This window comes from Peribacillus sp. SRI_006 (assembly GCF_057586375.1).
The window spans coordinates 39,104-58,411 of sequence record NZ_JBYCZT010000013.1; the positions used below are offsets into that span (position 1 = coordinate 39,104).

At 41.7% G+C, this 19,308-nt stretch carries 16 protein-coding genes; all 16 read left to right on the plus strand.

What is annotated here, in order from left to right; all coding sequences use genetic code 11:
- The first annotated feature begins 164 nt into the window (after positions 1 to 164).
- Positions 165 to 878, plus strand: a complete 714-nt coding sequence (gene rpsB / locus AC2YHV_RS19195) for a 30S ribosomal protein S2 (protein ID WP_095678842.1) — start codon at positions 165 to 167, stop codon at positions 876 to 878.
- 307 nt (positions 879 to 1,185) lie between these two features.
- Positions 1,186 to 2,070, plus strand: a complete 885-nt coding sequence (gene tsf / locus AC2YHV_RS19200) for a translation elongation factor Ts (RefSeq protein WP_034313641.1) — start codon at positions 1,186 to 1,188, stop codon at positions 2,068 to 2,070.
- A 125-nt stretch (positions 2,071 to 2,195) separates the two neighbouring features.
- Positions 2,196 to 2,918: a UMP kinase gene (gene pyrH, locus AC2YHV_RS19205; protein ID WP_057913387.1), complete on the plus strand. Its 723-nt coding sequence runs from the start codon at positions 2,196 to 2,198 to the stop codon at positions 2,916 to 2,918.
- Between the two features lie 3 nt (positions 2,919 to 2,921).
- Positions 2,922 to 3,479, plus strand: coding sequence for a ribosome recycling factor (gene frr, locus AC2YHV_RS19210; RefSeq protein WP_034313637.1), 558 nt, complete (start codon positions 2,922 to 2,924; stop codon positions 3,477 to 3,479).
- Positions 3,480 to 3,878: 399 nt separating this feature from the next.
- Positions 3,879 to 4,652, plus strand: a complete 774-nt coding sequence (uppS, locus tag AC2YHV_RS19215) for an undecaprenyl pyrophosphate synthase (RefSeq protein ID WP_034313634.1) — start codon at positions 3,879 to 3,881, stop codon at positions 4,650 to 4,652.
- A gap of 25 nt (positions 4,653 to 4,677) precedes the next feature.
- Positions 4,678 to 5,475, plus strand: a complete 798-nt coding sequence (locus AC2YHV_RS19220) for a phosphatidate cytidylyltransferase (protein WP_034315397.1) — start codon at positions 4,678 to 4,680, stop codon at positions 5,473 to 5,475.
- Positions 5,476 to 5,518: 43 nt separating this feature from the next.
- Positions 5,519 to 6,679, plus strand: a complete 1,161-nt coding sequence (gene dxr, locus AC2YHV_RS19225; RefSeq protein WP_487373866.1) for a 1-deoxy-D-xylulose-5-phosphate reductoisomerase — start codon at positions 5,519 to 5,521, stop codon at positions 6,677 to 6,679.
- A gap of 7 nt (positions 6,680 to 6,686) precedes the next feature.
- Complete coding sequence (rseP, locus tag AC2YHV_RS19230; RefSeq protein WP_034313629.1) at positions 6,687 to 7,955, plus strand: RIP metalloprotease RseP; 1,269 nt, start codon at positions 6,687 to 6,689, stop codon at positions 7,953 to 7,955.
- A 269-nt stretch (positions 7,956 to 8,224) separates the two neighbouring features.
- The gene (locus AC2YHV_RS19235) at positions 8,225 to 9,925 is read left to right on the plus strand and encodes a proline--tRNA ligase (RefSeq protein ID WP_187050733.1); all 1,701 of its coding nucleotides are present in this window, start codon (positions 8,225 to 8,227) and stop codon (positions 9,923 to 9,925) included.
- A gap of 165 nt (positions 9,926 to 10,090) precedes the next feature.
- Complete coding sequence (locus AC2YHV_RS19240; protein ID WP_057278400.1) at positions 10,091 to 14,413, plus strand: PolC-type DNA polymerase III; 4,323 nt, start codon at positions 10,091 to 10,093, stop codon at positions 14,411 to 14,413.
- 193 nt (positions 14,414 to 14,606) lie between these two features.
- Positions 14,607 to 15,080, plus strand: coding sequence for a ribosome maturation factor RimP (gene rimP / locus AC2YHV_RS19245; protein WP_057278399.1), 474 nt, complete (start codon positions 14,607 to 14,609; stop codon positions 15,078 to 15,080).
- 43 nt (positions 15,081 to 15,123) lie between these two features.
- Positions 15,124 to 16,254 (plus strand): transcription termination factor NusA, encoded by a 1,131-nt coding sequence (gene nusA, locus AC2YHV_RS19250; RefSeq protein ID WP_057278398.1) that lies wholly within the window; start codon positions 15,124 to 15,126, stop codon positions 16,252 to 16,254.
- Between the two features lie 16 nt (positions 16,255 to 16,270).
- Complete coding sequence (rnpM, locus tag AC2YHV_RS19255; protein WP_034313617.1) at positions 16,271 to 16,546, plus strand: RNase P modulator RnpM; 276 nt, start codon at positions 16,271 to 16,273, stop codon at positions 16,544 to 16,546.
- Between the two features lie 4 nt (positions 16,547 to 16,550).
- Positions 16,551 to 16,856, plus strand: coding sequence for a YlxQ family RNA-binding protein (locus tag AC2YHV_RS19260; RefSeq protein ID WP_034313614.1), 306 nt, complete (start codon positions 16,551 to 16,553; stop codon positions 16,854 to 16,856).
- Between the two features lie 19 nt (positions 16,857 to 16,875).
- Positions 16,876 to 19,029, plus strand: a complete 2,154-nt coding sequence (gene infB, locus AC2YHV_RS19265; protein WP_053534384.1) for a translation initiation factor IF-2 — start codon at positions 16,876 to 16,878, stop codon at positions 19,027 to 19,029.
- Positions 19,026 to 19,307 (plus strand): DUF503 domain-containing protein, encoded by a 282-nt coding sequence (locus AC2YHV_RS19270; protein ID WP_034313609.1) that lies wholly within the window; start codon positions 19,026 to 19,028, stop codon positions 19,305 to 19,307. The genes infB and AC2YHV_RS19270 overlap by 4 nt, the downstream gene beginning before the upstream one ends.
- Position 19,308 lies beyond the last annotated feature (1 nt).

Sequence of the window (19,308 nt, forward strand, 5' to 3'; positions counted from 1 at the left end):
GAATAGATAAAGTTATCTCTTGATTATACAGAGCCATTATGATATATTATGAAATGGTGTTAATACACACGCCCCGTGATTCTTGCAGATGGTGCTGTTACGACAGTTTCTGTATGAAAATGATCGGTGCGGAGGAAAAACAAAACCATTTAGGAGGAACTAAAATGTCAGTCATTTCTATGAAACAATTGCTTGAAGCTGGTGTGCATTTCGGACACCAAACACGTCGCTGGAACCCGAAAATGAAGAAATATATCTTCACTGAGCGTAACGGCATCTACATCATCGACCTTCAAAAAACAGTTAAAAAGGTTGAAGAAGCTTATAACTTCGTGAAAGAACTAGCTGCTAACGGTGGTACTGTTCTTTTCGTCGGAACTAAAAAACAAGCTCAAGAATCTGTTAAAGAAGAAGCTATCCGTTCTGGTATGTACTATGTAAACCAACGTTGGTTAGGTGGAACTTTAACAAACTTTGAAACAATCCAAAAACGTATCACTCGTCTTAAAAATATCGAAAAAATGGAAGAAAACGGAACTTTCGAAGTTCTTCCTAAAAAAGAAGTTATCCAACTTAAAAAAGAATGGGATCGCTTAGAAAAATTCTTAGGCGGTATTAAAGATATGAAGACTCTTCCAGATGCGATCTTCGTTATCGACCCTCGCAAAGAGCGTATTGCTGTTGCGGAAGCACACAAATTACACATTCCACTTGTTGGTATCGTTGATACAAACTGTGATCCGGATGAAATCGATGTAGTTATTCCTGCGAATGACGATGCAATCCGTGCTGTTAAATTATTAACAGGTAAAATGGCAGATGCTATCTTAGAAGCTAAACAAGGCGAAGAAACAGCAACTGAAACAACTACTGCTTAATAAGTAAAAAAGGTTGCTTATTCAGTAAGAAAAAAGGTGATAAGAGGATAATGCCTTTTATCCCTTTTTTTTGCACTAAATAAACATACATAAAATCACTGTACGGAATGTCTTTTCTTAAAGGTATGGGCGATTTTTAAGGGATGAAAATCATCAGCTGGTTTAGTTCCGTCATATTGACTGAAAAAGTGGATGTTTTTCGAAATATTGTCAAAGCTCGTTATTTTCTTTGATGATAACAAGTATTTTTTGGCAATAATGGGTAAAGATTGAATAAACTGCATTTAATTTGAGGAGGATATATATTATGGCAATCACTGCACAATTAGTTAAAGAATTGCGTGAAAAAACTGGTGCCGGTATGATGGACTGTAAAAAGGCACTTGTACAAACAGAAGGCGATATGGAAAAGGCAATCGATTTCCTACGTGAAAAAGGAATTGCAAAAGCTGCTAATAAAGGCGACCGTATCGCTGCTGAAGGTTTAACTTCAATCGTTGTTGAAGGAAACCAAGCGGTTATTCTTGAAGTGAACTCTGAAACTGATTTCGTTGCTAAAAACGAAGGCTTCCAAATTCTTGTTAAGGAATTGGCTGGGTTCCTTCTTGCGAACAAACCTGAAAGCGTTGAAGCTGCTCTTGAGCAAACAATGGAAAATGGAGCAAAAGTTGCAGATCATATCAATGCTGCTGTTGCTAAAATTGGGGAAAAATTAACTCTTCGCCGTTTCCAAGTCGTTTCTAAAACAGATAACGACGCATTTGGTGCATACCTTCACATGGGTGGACGCATCAGCGTACTATCAGTTCTTGAAGGTACAACTGACGAAGAGGCAGCTAAAAGCGTTTCAATGCATATTGCTGCAATTAACCCTAAATATATCTCTCGCGACCAAGTGGATGCTAGCGAATTAGAACGCGAACGCGAAGTTCTTACGCAGCAAGCTCTTAATGAAGGAAAACCTGAAAAAATCGTTGCGAAAATGGTTGAAGGACGTATCAATAAATTCTACGAAGAAATCTGTGTTAACGAACAAGCTTTCGTTAAGAACCCTGATCAAAAAGTGGGACAATTCGTTGAATCAAAAGGCGGAAAAATCCAATCATTCGTTCGTTATGAAGTAGGGGAAGGTCTTGAAAAACGTCAAGAAAACTTTGCTGAAGAAGTAATGAATCAAGTTAAAAAAGACTAATTGTCAGATAATTAATAATGGGGAACACTCTTGTGTTCCCTATTTTTTGAAATGTCATGATTTTTTGGCAGTATTGCAAGAAAGCATGATGAACGAATGAAAAGATTACATAGTTGGAGGTTCTCATGAGTAACGCTAAATATAAACGTGTCGTTCTAAAACTAAGTGGTGAAGCATTAGCCGGTGAAGAAGGATTTGGAATTAACCCTGCAGTAATTAAATCCATTGCTGAACAAGTCAAGGAAGTGGCTGAGCTTGATGTGGAAGTGGCTGTTGTTGTCGGTGGCGGAAACATCTGGCGCGGGAAAATAGGCAGTGAAATGGGCATGGATCGTGCTAATGCCGATTATATGGGGATGTTGGCTACAGTCATGAACTCATTGGCATTACAAGACAGCCTTGATCAGCTTGGAATTGAAACACGCGTGCAAACTTCCATTGAGATGAGACAAGTAGCAGAACCATACATTAGACGCCGTGCAATCAGGCATCTAGAGAAAAAGAGAGTGGTGATTTTTGCAGCTGGTACAGGTAATCCATACTTCTCAACGGATACCACTGCCGCCCTGCGTGCTGCAGAAATTGAAGCTGATGTCATCTTGATGGCGAAGAATAATGTGGATGGCGTATACAATGCAGATCCGGTTAAAGACAAAAATGCAGTGAAGTATGATGAACTTTCCTATCTTGATGTGATTAAAGAAGGGTTAGAAGTAATGGATTCAACTGCGTCCTCACTATGCATGGACAATGATATTCCATTGATCGTCTTCTCGATCATGGAAAAAGGTAATATTAAACGGGCCGTTTTAGGCGAAACGCTTGGAACTATTGTAAGGGGGAAATAAAAGATGCCGAAACAAGTTATTTCGAATGCGAAAACGAAAATGGAAAAAGCCATTGGAGCGTACACACGTGAATTAGCAAGCATCCGTGCCGGAAGGGCAAATGCCTCATTGCTTGATAGAATCTCGATTGATTATTATGGTTCGCCGACACCTGTTAATCAGGTGGCTGGTATTTCTGTCCCGGAAGCTAGACTATTAGTCATTCAACCATATGATAAAACGGTATTGGGTGAAATCGAAAAGGCGATTTTGAAATCAGACTTAGGCTTAAATCCTTCTAATGACGGATCGATCATCAGGATAGCCATCCCGGCGTTAACTGAAGAGCGCAGAAAAGAGCTTGTGAAAGTTGTGAAAAAAGAAGCGGAAGAGGCAAAAATAGCTGTCCGTAATGTGCGTCGCGATGCTAATGATGATTTGAAAAAGCTTGAAAAAAGTGGTGAAATCACTGAAGATGATTTGCGTGGCTATGCTGATGACATCCAAAAGATGACAGATGGCAATATCACGAAAATCGATGAAATTACAAAAGATAAAGAAAAAGAAATTTTGGAAGTATAATTTCCATTGAAGAATTGATTAAATAAAGAGGGCCGAATCCATACTGGGTCATGTCTTGGTGCTAACATATAGGTGTGCTTAAAGGAGAAAACTGTTATAATAAGGTTTCTCCGATAATGATTACTCCTTGAGTTAGTATGTTGCATGCAAACGTTGGAGGTGGCCTTTTTTTTGCATTTTTCATGTCAGTCATAATCGGTTTCAGAAAAAAGAAGGAATGATTTCTCCCTTTCAAGCTTCTAATGAAGAAATAATTTTCATAATAATAATATGAGAACCAGTTTTTTTTTGATATTATAATATAGATTCTTTTTAAGCGGCAGAAAGCTTGATATACATAGTGCACGAAAAACTTTGCCTTTGTAGAGAGATAAGTACAACCTGATGGGGGACTAACATATGTATTCACTTTGGAAGCGTTTCGTTAAAAAAGATGCTTCTTCCGATGTAACAAATAGGATTCAGCATATTAAACAGTTTGATGTTCCTCAGCATATCGCCATCATTATGGATGGGAACGGCCGTTGGGCCAAAAAGCGTGCATTGCCACGTGTGGCGGGTCATCATGAAGGAATGAAAACCGTTCGTAGAATTACGAAAGTTGCCAATAAATTAGGGGTCAAAACTTTGACGGTCTATGCGTTTTCCACTGAAAATTGGAAACGCCCGAAAAGTGAAGTCGACTTTTTGATGAAGCTGCCCCAGGAATTTCTTGGGACTTTTTTGCCCGAGCTCATTTCGGAAAATGTTAGAGTTGAAACGATTGGGGACTTGTCGCTCATTCCGTCACATACTCAAAGTGCCGTTAAACGGGCAATGGAAGACACGAAAGACAATGATGGGATGATTCTGAATTTTGCCCTGAACTATGGAAGCCGTGGGGAGATTGTATCTGCAGTGAATAGCATCATTCAAGATGCTAAGAATGGTATAATAAAGGAAAATGTAACGGAGGAAATGGTATCCAGTTACCTGATGACCAAACATTTGTCGGATCCCGATTTACTGATCCGTACTAGCGGTGAAATCCGTTTAAGTAATTTCATGCTTTGGCAGTCTGCTTATACGGAGCTTTGGTTTACTGAAGTGCTGTGGCCGGATTTTAGTGAAGAGCATTTATTGCAGGCAGTTGAGGAGTATCAAAAGCGTTCACGAAGATTCGGTGGCGTTTAATGTAGAAGGCGAGGAAAATGGAATAATGAAACAACGAATTATTACGGCGGTCGTAGTTGCCGCTATCTTCATTCCACTAGTCATTTTAGGGGGCACTCCCTTTTTACTGACGGTTTATCTGTTAGGCTCGATTGGTTTGTACGAACTGATGAAAATGAAAAAGTTACGTGTACTTTCTTTTGAAGCATTTCTTTCTCACATATTATTGTGGGTGCTTTTATTGCCTAATGAGCATACCGCTTTTTTGGCAGAAATTAATTATGATAAAGTTCAAGTATTCTTGATCGGGGTTTTGCTGCTGTTACTTTATACAGTCGTTTCAAAAAACCGTTTTACCTTTGATGACGCAGGCTTTCTAGTGATTTCAATCCTATACTTGGGGATAGGTTTCTACTTCCTATTTGAAACACGTGACTCTTTGGGGTTGGGGCTGATCTATATCCTGCTTACCCTATTTACGATCTGGGCAACTGATTCCGGAGCCTACTTCATTGGTAAATCGCTTGGTAAAAGAAAGCTATGGCCAGAAATAAGTCCAAACAAGACGGTGGAAGGATTTATCGGCGGGTTAATATCCGCGATGGTGGTGGGTGTTTTATTTTACGCCTTCTCCAGCCTTGATTACACGTTATTACAATTATTATTGATTTCATTAATCATTGGGGTATTCGGCCAATTGGGTGATCTCGTCCAATCCGCGTATAAACGTCATTATGGCGTTAAGGATTCAGGGAATCTCCTCCCGGGACATGGTGGAATTTTGGACAGGCTAGATAGTGTGATCTTCATTTTACCGATTTTGCATTTATTGCATGTTTTATAATATAAATATAGGCAAGCGTTATATGAATTAGGAGATGAACAATTTGAAAAATATCAGCCTTTTGGGCGCGACAGGATCGATTGGTCAACAAACGGCGGATGTAGTCAGGTCCCATCCGGATCAATTCAAGATCGTGGCGCTTTCTGCTGGAAAGAATATAGAATTGGTCAGGACTTATATACAAGAGTTTGAACCGAAACTGGTTTCAGTCCAGACGGAAGAAGATTATCATGTTTTGAAAAGTGAATTCTCCAACCGCAAAGATATCGAGTTCATGTATGGGGATGAGGGATTGACTGCTGTTGCTGTTTATGATCAGGCGACGATATTGGTCAATGCCGTCATCGGAAGCGTGGGTCTTTATCCGACACTTCAAGCAATAAAGGCAAAAAAGGATATTGCTATCGCCAACAAGGAGACGTTGGTGACGGCGGGTCATTTGGTCATGAGTGAAGCAAAAAAAGCGGGGGTCAGATTGCTGCCGGTTGACAGTGAGCATTCAGCTATTTTTCAGGCACTGCAAGGTGAAAAGGAAAAAAATATAGAACGTCTTGTCATTACTGCTTCAGGAGGCAGTTTTCGAGATCGGACCAGGGAAGAATTGAAGGATGTAACGGTGGAAGAGGCACTGAACCATCCGAACTGGTCAATGGGAGCTAAAATCACGATCGATTCAGCATCAATGATGAATAAAGGGTTGGAAGTGATCGAGGCCCATTGGCTATTCGATCTTCCCTACGATAAAATTGATGTATTGCTACATAAGGAGAGCATCATCCATTCCATGGTTGAGTTTCATGACTCCAGCGTGATAGCACAACTGGGGACACCGGATATGCGGGTGCCGATACAATATGCACTTACTTATCCAGACCGTATTCCGCTGGCAGGCCGCAAACGATTGAACCTTGCTGAAGCAGGCAAACTGCATTTCAGGGATATGGATTTCACCAGATATCCTTGTTTGCAATTCGCTTATAAAGCAGGTAAAATGGGCGGAACGATGACTACTGTGTTGAATGCCGCCAATGAAGCCGCAGTCTCTGCATTCTTATCTGGAAAGGTAACCTTCCTTGAAATTGAGAAGTTAATTGAAAAAGCGCTGAATCAGCATTCCGTCATAGCCCTTCCAGATTTAGAAACGATTCAGGAAGTCGATAATATGACAAGGCAGTATATAGAATCTTTAGTGAAAGATAGGTGACCGGAACATGCAGACTTTAGAAACGATTATAGCGTTCATCATCATTTTTGGAGCTCTAGTTTTTTTCCATGAGCTTGGGCACTTAGTGTTTGCAAAGCGAGCAGGAATCTTATGCCGTGAGTTCGCAATCGGTTTCGGGCCAAAAGTATTCACATATAAAAAGAAGGAAACCGTTTATACCATCCGATTGCTTCCTCTTGGCGGTTACGTGCGTATGGCCGGTGAAGACGCAGAAAATATAGAATTGAAACCCGGCTATCGGGTTGGGTTAATGTTCGATAATGATGAGAATGTTACAAAGATCATTTTGAACAATAAAGATAAATATCCTGATATTCGACTTGTGGAAGTTGAAGTGATCGACCTTGATCATAAACTGATCCTTACTGGTTATGAAGAGGGAGAGGAAGATACACTAAAAACGTTTGCCATCCATAAAGAGGCTGTGATCGTTGAAAATGGTGTAGAGAACCAGATTGCTCCTTTTGACCGGCAATTTGCCTCAAAGTCGCTTGGGCATCGTTTTCTGACGATTGTAGCTGGTCCGGCAATGAACTTCGTTTTGGCTTTTGTCATTTTTGTGCTGATCGGCCTGTTTCAAGGTGTTGTGGTGGATGAAGCAAAACTAGGTGAGTTGACTCCGGATGGTTCGGCTGTAAATGCCGGTTTAAAATCGGGAGATGTCATTCAATCCATAGAAGGTACGGAAGTCTCCACTTGGGGAGATGTTCAGGAAAGCATTCAAAAGAACCCTGGGCAAGAGATCGAGTTTGTCGTTGACAGGGACGGGAAAACACTAGAAGTGCCGGTTGTTCCACAAGAAGTGGAAAGGGAAGGGAAGAAAATCGGGATTATCGGTGTTTACCCTCCGGTTGAAAAAGCACCGATTAAAGCTATACAATATGGTTTTACAGAAACGTATTTTTGGACAAAACAAATCTTCATTATCCTTGGTGATCTTGTAACGGGAGGATTTACGATCGACAGTTTATCTGGTCCTGTAGGCATATATAAATCAACTGAGGAAGTGGCGAAACAAGGTTTATTCACGTTAATGAAATGGGCAGGGCTGCTCAGCATTAACCTGGGAATCATGAACCTGCTTCCGCTGCCGGCATTGGATGGAGGAAGGCTGTTGTTCTTTGTGGTCGAATTCTTAAGAGGGAAACCAATTGACCGTCAAAAAGAAGGGATGGTCCACTTCATCGGCTTTGCTTTGCTGATGTTATTGATGATTGTCGTTACCTGGAATGACATCCAGCGATTCTTCCTGTAAGACATGTTTGGATAATGCAAAAACTGGCCAGCAGAATTATCTGTTGGCCGTTTTCTTATCTGAAGGCATTTCCTAGTTTTTTAATCGTTTTGGGGAAATTGTTTGTTTTCTAGGGAAATCGTAAGTATAATCGAGAATGAGTATATTAAATTAGCTTTTCTGAATGACCGGAAAGTCTTTTTTGTATGAAATGACCGTATTAAAATGTTGCGGTATCAAATTTACCGAAGCTGCAAGTAATTTAAAGGAAATATTGAAGAGGTGCAAATATGAAACAAAGTATGACGTTGATCCCTACATTGAGGGAAGTGCCTGCAGATGCTGAAATCAAAAGTCATCAGCTGCTATTGCGTGCAGGATTTATGAGACAAAATTCCAGCGGGGTTTATAGTTTTATGCCGCTTGGAAAAAAGGTGCTTCAAAAGGTTGAGGCGATCGTTAGGGAAGAACTGGAAAATGCAGGCGCAGTGGAACTGTTGATGCCGGCTTTACAACAAGCTGAATTCTGGCAGGAATCTGGACGCTGGTATACTTATGGTCCAGAGTTGATGCGGCTTAAGGATCGCAACAACCGTGAATTTGCGCTTGGTGCCACGCATGAAGAAGTGATAACCAGTTTAGTTCGCGATGAGGTGAAATCCTATAAGCGTCTTCCATTGACGGTTTACCAAATCCAAACCAAATTCCGTGATGAAAAAAGACCGCGTTTCGGATTGTTGCGTGGACGTGAGTTCATCATGAAGGATGCTTATTCTTTCCATGCTAATCAAGAAAGCCTGGATGCTGTATATAAAAATTTATTTGCGGCATATTCGAATATATTTAGCCGTTGTGGGTTGAACTTCCGTGCGGTCATTGCCGATTCTGGGGCAATGGGTGGTAAGGATACACATGAATTCATGGTCCTGTCTGAAATAGGGGAGGATACCATCGCATATTCGGATACTTCCGATTATGCAGCCAATATTGAAATGGCACCTGTGAATGTAAAATATGAAAAAAGCAGCGAAGAACAAATTGCACTTGAAAAAATTCATACACCGGGTCAAAAATCGATAGAAGAAGTTGCTGCATTCCTGAATACCGATGCAGCGAAACTAATAAAATCATTATTGTTTAAAGTGGATGAAAAGTATGTGCTAGTTTTGGTACGAGGAGATCATGAAGTCAATGATATCAAGCTGAAGAACTTCTATAACGCTTCAATCGTTGATTTGGTCGATCCAAATGAGACGAAGGAAGTCTTGGGATGTGCAATTGGATCTCTTGGACCTATAAATGTCACTTCTGATGTGGAAGTGGTTGCGGATCTTGCCGTCGAAGCCATGGTTAATGGAGTTTGTGGTGCAAATGAGGAAGACCACCATTATGTGAACGTCAATCCCGCTCGTGATTTTAACGTGGCCAATTATATAGATCTTCGTTTCATCCAAGAGGGCGACCCATCGCCCGACGGAAACGGAAAAATTAAATTTGCCAAAGGAATTGAGGTAGGCCACGTATTCAAGCTGGGAACAAAATATTCCGAAGCTATGAATGCGACATTCCTGGATGAGAATGGACGGACGCAGCCAATGATCATGGGATGTTATGGTATTGGGGTTTCCCGTACACTTGCAGCTGTCGCTGAACAATTCAACGATGAAAAGGGATTGGTCTGGCCAAAGAATTTAGCGCCATACCAAGTCCATTTGATTCCAATCAATATGAAGGATGAGGCTCAGGCTGCCCTGGCAGAAGATTTATATAAAGATTTAAAGGCACAAGGCATGGAAGTTCTAATGGATGATCGTCAAGAACGTGCAGGCGTAAAATTCGCAGACTCCGACTTGATCGGTCTCCCTGTCAGGGTGACTGTTGGTAAAAAGGCATCCGACGGAATTGTCGAAGTGAAAATTCGCAAAACGGGTGAGGTTCTTGAACTTGAAAGAGCTGAACTAACTCAAAAGCTTCACGAAATACTGGGATAATTTAAAAATGGGGGAACTAGGCATCATTCAATTGGATGATGCCTTTCCTTTTCATGGATTTGGATACTAGTGAAACATTCATGATATGTTATAATAGCCTCTGATATCAAAACGAAAATGCTAGTGAATAATATCTAAAGAGATAGTAGATAGGGGAGAGAGGGAATGGATCAAAATCCAAATAGCGGTAGAGAGAGATTTCAACTCTTGCTCCAGCAAATGGACTTGACCGAGGATGCCTTTGTGAATTATTTCATAGGTGCCGAAATTGATAAACTCTCAATCGAGAGGGAGTCCAAAACATGGCATTTTGCCTTTAATATACCTGCATTGATTCCTTGCAGTGTTCATACAAGACTTGCTACTCATCTAGCAAGTACGTTTTCCCATATTGCAAAGGTCACATTCAACTTGAATGTGGCCAATCCGCAAGTGACCGAACAATTGGTAAAAGAGTATTGGAAAAACTGCATTGGGGAGCTTGAAGGCATGTCTCCAGCACTGTTATCGCTCCTGAATGAACAAGTGCCAACGGTAAATGGATATAAGCTTATCGTAAGCGCCCGAAATGATACGGAAGCTGGTCAGCTGAAACGAAAATACTCCGGCATCATTTCGAATATCTACCAAACATTCGGTTTTCCTCCGTTGACACTTGAAGCGGAAGTGAAGGAAACGGTGTCGAATCCTGATTACCAAAAGTTTTTGGAAGAGAAACAAAAGGAAGACGCGGAAAAGGGACTTGCTGCACTAGTGGAAATGCAGAAGAAAGAATCGGAAAAAGGCGGCGACGATGGCGTATACGAAGGACCGGTTAAAATTGGCTACACGATTAAAGAAGATGCGGATTTCCGCAGAATCGAACAAATTATCGATGAAGAGCGCAGGATTGCTATCGAAGGATTCGTATTTGATGCAGAAGTGCGTGAGTTGCGAAGCGGACGAAGCCTGTTGACATTTAAAGTCACGGATTATACGAGCTCGATATTGGTCAAAATGTTTTCGCGTGATAAAGAAGATGCTGCCATACTTGCCCGAGTGAAAAAAGGGATGTGGGTACGTGCCCAAGGCAGCATCCAAAATGATACATTCGTACGTGACCTTGTAATGATCGCAAATGATATAAATGAAATTTCTAAACAAGGACGGCAGGATAAGGCCCCTGAAGGAGAAAAGCGTGTAGAACTGCATATGCATACCCCAATGAGCTCGATGGATGCAGTGACACCTACTTCAGCGCTTGTTGCCCAAGCTGCAAAGTGGGGGCATAAGGCCGTTGCCATTACAGATCATGCGGGAGCACAATCATTCCCTGAAGCTTATAGTGCCGGGAAAAAGAATGGTATCAAAATCCTTTATGGCGTCGAAGTGAATCTTGTAAATGATGGTGTACCCATCGTTTATAATGAGGCGCATATCGCTTTGGCAGATGCAACCTATGTTGTGTTTGACGTAGAGACGACGGGTCTGTCAGCTGTTTATGATACGATCATTGAATTTGCTGCAGTCAAAATCCGTGACGGGGACATCATTGATCGCTTCGAGTCATTTGCTAATCCGCATCACCCACTATCCAATACGACGATAGAATTGACTGGAATCACTGATGATCTTGTAGAAAATGCTCCAGAAGTCTCGGAAGTGCTGGAAAAGTTCAAGGAATGGGCGGGCGATGCGATCCTGGTTGCCCACAACGCAGCCTTCGATATGGGGTTTTTGAATATAGGTTATAAAAACTTGGGTTATCCTAAAGCTTCCAATCCTGTGCTTGATACTTTGGAACTTGCCCGTTTCTTATATCCGGAGTTTAAAAATCACCGGTTAAATACACTATGTAAAAAGTTCGATATTGATTTGACCCAGCATCATAGGGCCATTTATGACGCCGAAGCTACAGGTTACCTTATGCTGAAGATGCTGAAGGATGCAATGGAAAAGGAGATTACCCATCATGATCAACTTAATGACAATATGGGTAAAGGAAATGCTTACCAGCGTTCCCGGCCGTCCCATTGTACGTTGATCGCGCAAACACAGGCGGGGTTAAAAAACCTTTTTAAATTAATTTCAATATCACACATCGATTATTTCTATCGTGTGCCCCGATTACCGCGCTCACAACTTAAAAAGTATCGTGAAGGAATCCTGGTCGGATCGGGATGTGATAAAGGGGAAGTTTTTGAAGGGATGATGCAGAAGGGTTTTGAGGAAGTCGTCGATATCGCCGAATTCTACGATTATCTTGAAATCCATCCGAAGGAAGTGTATCAGCATTTGATTGAGCTTGAATATGTACGGGATGATAAATCATTAGAAACGATCATCTCCAATATCGTCAAGCTTGGTGAAAAGCTGGACAAGCCAGTCGTAGCCACGGGAAATGTGCATTATTTGGATCCGAATGATAAAATTTACCGTAAAATCCTTGTGAATTCACAAGGCGGCGCGAACCCGCTGAATCGTCATAAGCTTCCTGACGTACATTTTCGGACAACAGATGAAATGCTGCGGGAATTCTCCTTCCTCGGTTCCGAGAAAGCCAAAGAGGTCGTGGTAACCAACACGAATAAAATCGCTGATATGATTGAAGAAATCAAGCCAATCAAGGATGAGTTATACACACCTAAAATTGAAGGTGCAGATGAAGAGATGCGTGAAATGAGTTATGGCATGGCAAGGAAGATTTATGGGGAAAACCTGCCGGAAATCGTGGAGGCCCGTCTTGAGAAAGAATTGAAAAGCATCATCGGACACGGTTTTGCCGTTATTTATTTAATTTCCCACAAGCTTGTTAAAAAATCATTGAATGATGGTTATCTAGTTGGCTCAAGGGGATCGGTTGGATCATCTTTCGTTGCCACCATGACTGAAATTACAGAGGTGAACCCTCTTCCGCCGCATTATGTATGTCCTGAGTGCAAGAAATCCGAATTCTTCAATGACGGTTCTGTAGGTTCAGGGTTTGACTTGCCCGATAAAGACTGTCCCGATTGTGGCATCGCTTATACAAAAGACGGGCATGATATCCCGTTTGAAACTTTCCTTGGATTTAAAGGGGATAAGGTTCCGGATATCGACTTGAACTTCTCCGGTGAATATCAGCCGAAGGCCCATAACTATACGAAGGTCTTATTCGGTGAAGAATATGTATATCGTGCCGGAACGATTGGTACGGTCGCTGAAAAAACGGCTTATGGATATGTTAAAGGGTATTCCTCTGATAATAACATCCATATGCGCGGAGCCGAGACCGATCGCCTTGTAGCCGGTTGCACTGGTGTGAAAAGGACGACTGGACAGCACCCGGGCGGAATCATCGTCGTTCCGGATTATATGGATATCTATGATTTCACACCAATTCAGTTCCCTGCCGATGACCGGAATTCAGAGTGGAAAACAACTCACTTTGATTTCCATTCCATTCACGATAATATTTTGAAACTTGATATACTTGGACACGATGATCCGACAGTAATCCGGATGCTTCAAGATTTAAGTGGCATCGATCCAAAGACCGTTCCAACCGATGATCCGGAAGTAATGAAAATATTCAGCAGTACTGAATCTTTAGGAGTTACCGAAGAACAGATCATGTGTAAAACGGGTACGCTTGGCATCCCGGAATTTGGTACGCGTTTTGTCCGGCAGATGCTTGAAGATACGAAACCTACGACTTTTTCCGAGCTTGTTCAGATTTCAGGCCTTTCCCACGGTACGGATGTATGGCTGAGCAATGCACAGGAACTGATCCACAACCGGATCTGCACACTAAGTGAGGTTATAGGCTGCCGGGATGATATTATGGTCTATCTGATCTATCAAGGTCTCGATCCTTCCCTGGCGTTTAAAATCATGGAATCTGTACGTAAAGGGAAAGGGCTCTCAGAGGAATTCGAAGAGGAAATGAGGAAAAATGAGGTGCCGGAATGGTATATCGATTCATGTAAGAAGATTAAATACATGTTCCCGAAAGCCCATGCTGCAGCTTACGTCTTAATGGCTGTCCGGATTGCCTATTTTAAAGTGCATCTGCCCTTATTATACTATGCGGCCTATTTCACAGTACGTGCCGATGATTTTGAAATCGACGCCATGACACGGGGATCGCAAGCGATCAAAGCAAAAATGGAAGAAATCATGGTAAAGGGATTGGATGCATCCACAAAGGAAAAGAATACATTGACGGTTCTTGAACTAGCTTTGGAAATGTGTGAACGAGGATATTCATTCGCTAAAGTGGACTTGTACAAATCCAGTGCAGATCAATTCCTAATTGAAGGAAATACTTTGATTCCGCCTTTCAATTCGATACCTGGTCTTGGAACGAATGCGGCGATCAATATTGTCAACGCACGGGGAAATGGTGAATTCCTCTCTAAAGAAGACCTTCAACAGCGGGGTAAGGTTTCGAAGACCATCCTTGAATACCTTGATAAACAAGGCTGTCTGGAGTCATTGCCTGAACAAAATCAGTTATCTTTATTTTAAAAGAGGAAACGGATTTCAAAAAGGAAGAAACAGACATGATATTTGCATAAATATCTTGATTATGGTATATTTTTATTGGAAATACTAAGAGGAACCAATGGCAAGAGTGGGGAAACCCACTCTTTCGTGTTGTAATGACCATTTATTTTGAATCCGAAACCAAGCGCATACAACGCACGTATGGAGGAAACAAATGAGTAAAAAGGTAACGGAAGTCGTAGAGGAATTAGCATTACCAATTCTTGAAGAATTGCAGCTTGAATTAGTCGAAGTGGAGTATGTGAAGGAAGGTAAAAGCTGGTTCCTTCGAGTGTACATTGATAAAGAAACAGGCGTAGATATTGATGATTGCGGAAATGTGAGTGAAAAACTCAGTGAAAAGCTTGATGAGGTTGATCCGATTCCACAAAATTATTTTCTCGAAGTTTCATCACCCGGAGCTGAAAGGCCTCTGAAAAAAGAGAAGGATTTCCTTAATGCTATCGGTAAAAATGTTTACATAAAAACATACGAGCCCATTTTAGATGAAAAAGAATTCGAAGGAATCTTAACCAGTTTCGATGGTGAAGAAGTGACAATCGAAGTCAGAATCAAGACAAGAAAGAAAACGATCGTCATACCATTCGAAAAGGTAGCCAAAGCAAGATTGGCGATTACCTTCGCTTAAGTCAAGCAAATCATTAATTTAAATATCCGTAAGGGGGATCACCATGGGCAATGAGTTATTGGATGCTCTCTATATTTTAGAAAACGAAAAAGGAATTTCCAGGGAGGTTTTGATCGACGCGATTGAATCTGCCCTAATATCGGCATATCGCCGTAACTTTAACCAAGCACAAAATGTACGTATCGACTTGAATCTTGGTAAAGGAACAATGCGTGTATTTGCCAGAAAAGACGTTGTTGACGAAGTGTTCGATTCGCGTCTGGAAATTTCTGTTGAAGAAGCAAGAGCAATTGATCCCAACTATCAGTTAGATGATGTTGTCGAAATGGAAGTAACACCTAAGGATTTCGGCCGTATTGCTGCACAAACAGCAAAACAAGTCGTCACTCAAAGGGTGCGTGAAGCGGAACGGGGCATCATTTATGCCGAATTCATCGATCGTGAAGAGGATATCATGACTGGTATCGTTCAACGCCAGGATTCCCGATTCATTTATGTGAGCTTAGGTAAAATCGAGGCTTTGCTCCCGGTGAATGAGCAAATGCCGAATGAACAATATAAACCGCATGACCGCATTAAAGTTTTCATCACTAAAGTTGAAAAGACTTCCAAGGGTCCGCAAATTTTTGTATCCCGTTCACATCCTGGCCTTTTAAAACGTTTATTCGAAATCGAAGTGCCTGAAATTTTCGATGGAACAGTCGAGATCAAGTCAGTTGCCCGCGAAGCAGGCGACCGTTCAAAAATCTCCGTGCACTCCGATAACGAAGAAGTCGATCCTGTCGGTTCCTGTGTAGGCCAAAAAGGCCAGCGTGTTCAGGCCATCGTCAACGAATTGAAAGGTGAAAAGATCGATATCGTCAAATGGTCGGAGAATCCGGTCATTTTCGTTGCGAATGCTTTAAGCCCTTCAAAAGTACTTGAGGTCATTGTTAAAGAAGAGGAAAAGGCGACGACTGTAATCGTACCGGATTATCAACTCTCCCTGGCAATTGGTAAGCGTGGACAAAATGCCCGTTTAGCTGCCAAGCTTACAGGCTGGAAAATTGATATCAAGAGTGAAACGGAAGCCCGCGAAGCTGGTATATATCCTGTGGAAGAACAGGAATTCCTTTTGAGCAGAGATAGTTATGTTACTGAAGAGGAAACAGATTTCGAAGAGGATAACGAGTAATTCGAGGTGAAAAAAGATGAATAACCGAAAAAAAATCCCGATGCGTAAATGTGTGGCGACAGGCGAAATGAAGCCGAAGAAAGAACTCATTCGCATCGTTCGATCTAAAGAAGGGGAAGTCAGCCTGGATCCGACCGGTAAGAAATCTGGAAGGGGAGCTTATTTGACTCTTGATCGGGATGTTATCGAGCTGGCCAAAAAGAAAAATGTGCTGGCTAATCACCTTAGTACCCAAATCGATTCTTCCCTTTATGAACAATTGCTCGAATTAGTGAATAAGGAGAAAAACTAACACCATGACCCAACAACAACAATGGATGTCTCTATTAGGTTTGGCCAATCGAGCACGCAAGCTAATTTCGGGTGAAGAATTAGTGGTTAAAGAGATTAGAAGCGGTAATGCCAAAGTTGTTATTTTATCCGCGGACGCTTCAAAAAACACTGAAAAAAAAATATCTGATAAGTGCGCATTTTATCAGGTTCCTTTAAAAAGAGTCGAAAGCAGGTCATTGCTCGGCCATGCGATAGGTAAGGATGCTAGAGTTGCCGTCGCAGTTCTGGATGAAGGTTTTGCACAAAAACTCCGAACGCTGCTCGATTAAATTTTACGGGGGTGAACGTATGACAAAATTGCGTGTATATGAATATGCAAAACAAAAGAACGTTTCAAGCAAGGATGTAATAAATAAACTTAAAGAAATGAATATAGAGGTAACAAACCATATGACAGCATTAGACGATTCAACTGTAAATAAATTAAACGATTCAATCAAACCTAAAAACGAAGATAAAAGCCAAGAGCCAAAAGCTAACGCTACGGTTGCGAAGTACGAAGCCGAAGCGGATGAAAAGAGCACTGTCAATAAAGAAAAACTGAAGAAGAAACCACCAGTTAAACCTGTAGGGACGAAAAAACCAACTGGCGGCCAGTTCAACAAAGGTCGCAATAACAAGAATAAAAATAATAAACAAAGACAACAAGCGCCTCAGGCACCTGTTACAAAACGTAAAGAAAGAGAACTTCCAGAGAAAATTACGTTTTATGAGTCTTTGACGGTTATGGAACTTGGAAAAAAACTTCACCGTGAACCTTCTGAAATCATTAAAAAGCTCTTTATGCTTGGTGTTATGGCAACTATCAACCAAACTTTGGATAAAGATGCAATTGAATTGATTTGTGCGGAATACGGTGTAGTGGCCGAAGAAGAGATTCGTGTCGATCTAACAGACCTTGAATCACTTGTCACTGAGGATGCTTCTGAAGATTTGATTGAACGTCCGGCTGTCGTGACGATCATGGGTCACGTTGACCATGGTAAAACGACATTGCTTGATTCTATACGCCATACAAAAGTCACTGAAGGCGAAGCGGGCGGAATTACTCAGCATATCGGTGCTTATCAAGTTAAAGTTAACGATAAGAAAATAACATTCCTTGATACACCAGGTCATGCTGCGTTTACAACAATGCGTGCCCGCGGTGCACAAGTTACCGATATCACCATTCTTGTCGTCGCTGCGGATGATGGCGTCATGCCTCAAACGATTGAAGCGATCAACCATGCTAAAGCGGCAGAAGTTCCAATTATCGTCGCTGTAAATAAGATGGATAAAGAAGCTGCCAATCCGGACCGTGTCATGCAAGAATTGACAGAACATGGTTTAGTTTCTGAAGCATGGGGCGGAGACACAATTTTCGTACCAATTTCAGCTAAGAACGGTGAGGGTATCGATAGCTTGCTTGAAATGATTCTTCTTGTCAGTGAAGTGGAGGAGTATAAAGCGAATCCATCTCGTAAAGCAAATGGAACGGTTATCGAAGCACGTTTGGATAAAGGGCGCGGATCGGTTGCCACATTGCTTGTTCAAAACGGAACGTTGAAAATTGGGGATCCGATTGTTATCGGTAATACATTCGGACGTGTTCGTGCGATGGTCAACGATCTTGGACGCCGTGTTAAGGATGCAGGTCCTTCAACACCGGTTGAAATCACTGGATTGAACGAAGTGCCGCAAGCCGGCGATCGTTTCATCGTCTTTGAAGATGAGAAAACGGCCCGTCAAGTTGGGGAAGTGCGTGCACAGAGACAACTTGCTTCACAACGTAATGAGAAATCCCGTGTAACCCTGGATACTTTGTTCGAACAAATGAAAGAAGGGGAAATAAAAGAATTGAACATCATTCTAAAAGCTGATGTTCAAGGTTCTGCAGAAGCAGTAGCCGCTTCCCTGAATAAAATAGAAGTGGAAGGCGCTAAAGTTAAAATCATTCACATAGGCGTTGGTGCCATTACAGAGTCTGACATCATCCTTGCTACAGCTTCGAATGCGATCGTCATCGGATTTAACGTCCGTCCTGACGTGAATGCGAAGCGTGCAGCTGAATCAGAAAATGTTGATGTCCGTCTACACCGCATCATCTATAAAGCGATCGAAGAGATCGAGTCGGCTATGAAAGGGATGCTTGACCCTGAATTCGAAGAAAAAATTATCGGTCAGGCTGAGGTTCGTACGACTTTCAAAGTATCTAAGGTTGGTACGATTGCCGGTTCTTACGTTACAGAAGGAAAAATTACACGTGATAGCGGAATTCGCTTAATTCGTGAAGGTGTCGTCATTTACGAAGGTGAAATTGATGCATTGAAACGTTTTAAAGATGATGTTAAAGAAGTGGCAACGAACTATGAGTGCGGTATTACGATTAAAAATTACAACGACCTTAAAGAAGGCGATGTAATTGAAGCGTATGTAATGGAAGAGATCGAACGTAAATGATCGTTGGCTCCGTCCAATGTGAATGCATCATCCATGACACCCATTCTTTAAAAGAAAAAAGGGCCGTGCTTCAGCGTGTCATGACACGGCTTAAGCAGAAGTTCAATATTTCTGTAGCAGAGACCGATTTTCAGGATTTATGGCAGCGGACAAAGATTTCAATCGTAACCGTAACATCCTCAAGGAAGGCTACTGAACGGGAACTTCAAAATGCCCTTAAATTTCTAGATTCTTTTCCGGAACTAGAGCGAACAATAACAGATATAGACTGGCTTTAGG

What these genes read in the sequence shown, in the direction of transcription:
- rpsB (WP_095678842.1), top strand. Translation starts at nt 165, where the DNA reads ATGTCAGTCATTTCTATGAAACAATTGCTTGAAGCTGGTGTGCATTTC.
- tsf (WP_034313641.1), top strand. Translation starts at nt 1,186, where the DNA reads ATGGCAATCACTGCACAATTAGTTAAAGAATTGCGTGAAAAAACTGGT.
- pyrH (WP_057913387.1), top strand. Translation starts at nt 2,196, where the DNA reads ATGAGTAACGCTAAATATAAACGTGTCGTTCTAAAACTAAGTGGTGAA.
- frr (WP_034313637.1), top strand. Translation starts at nt 2,922, where the DNA reads ATGCCGAAACAAGTTATTTCGAATGCGAAAACGAAAATGGAAAAAGCC.
- uppS (WP_034313634.1), top strand. Translation starts at nt 3,879, where the DNA reads ATGTATTCACTTTGGAAGCGTTTCGTTAAAAAAGATGCTTCTTCCGAT.
- AC2YHV_RS19220 (WP_034315397.1), top strand. Translation starts at nt 4,678, where the DNA reads ATGAAACAACGAATTATTACGGCGGTCGTAGTTGCCGCTATCTTCATT.
- rseP (WP_034313629.1), top strand. Translation starts at nt 6,687, where the DNA reads ATGCAGACTTTAGAAACGATTATAGCGTTCATCATCATTTTTGGAGCT.
- AC2YHV_RS19235 (WP_187050733.1), top strand. Translation starts at nt 8,225, where the DNA reads ATGAAACAAAGTATGACGTTGATCCCTACATTGAGGGAAGTGCCTGCA.
- AC2YHV_RS19240 (WP_057278400.1), top strand. Translation starts at nt 10,091, where the DNA reads ATGGATCAAAATCCAAATAGCGGTAGAGAGAGATTTCAACTCTTGCTC.
- rimP (WP_057278399.1), top strand. Translation starts at nt 14,607, where the DNA reads ATGAGTAAAAAGGTAACGGAAGTCGTAGAGGAATTAGCATTACCAATT.
- nusA (WP_057278398.1), top strand. Translation starts at nt 15,124, where the DNA reads ATGGGCAATGAGTTATTGGATGCTCTCTATATTTTAGAAAACGAAAAA.
- rnpM (WP_034313617.1), top strand. Translation starts at nt 16,271, where the DNA reads ATGAATAACCGAAAAAAAATCCCGATGCGTAAATGTGTGGCGACAGGC.
- AC2YHV_RS19260 (WP_034313614.1), top strand. Translation starts at nt 16,551, where the DNA reads ATGACCCAACAACAACAATGGATGTCTCTATTAGGTTTGGCCAATCGA.
- infB (WP_053534384.1), top strand. Translation starts at nt 16,876, where the DNA reads ATGACAAAATTGCGTGTATATGAATATGCAAAACAAAAGAACGTTTCA.
- AC2YHV_RS19270 (WP_034313609.1), top strand. Translation starts at nt 19,026, where the DNA reads ATGATCGTTGGCTCCGTCCAATGTGAATGCATCATCCATGACACCCAT.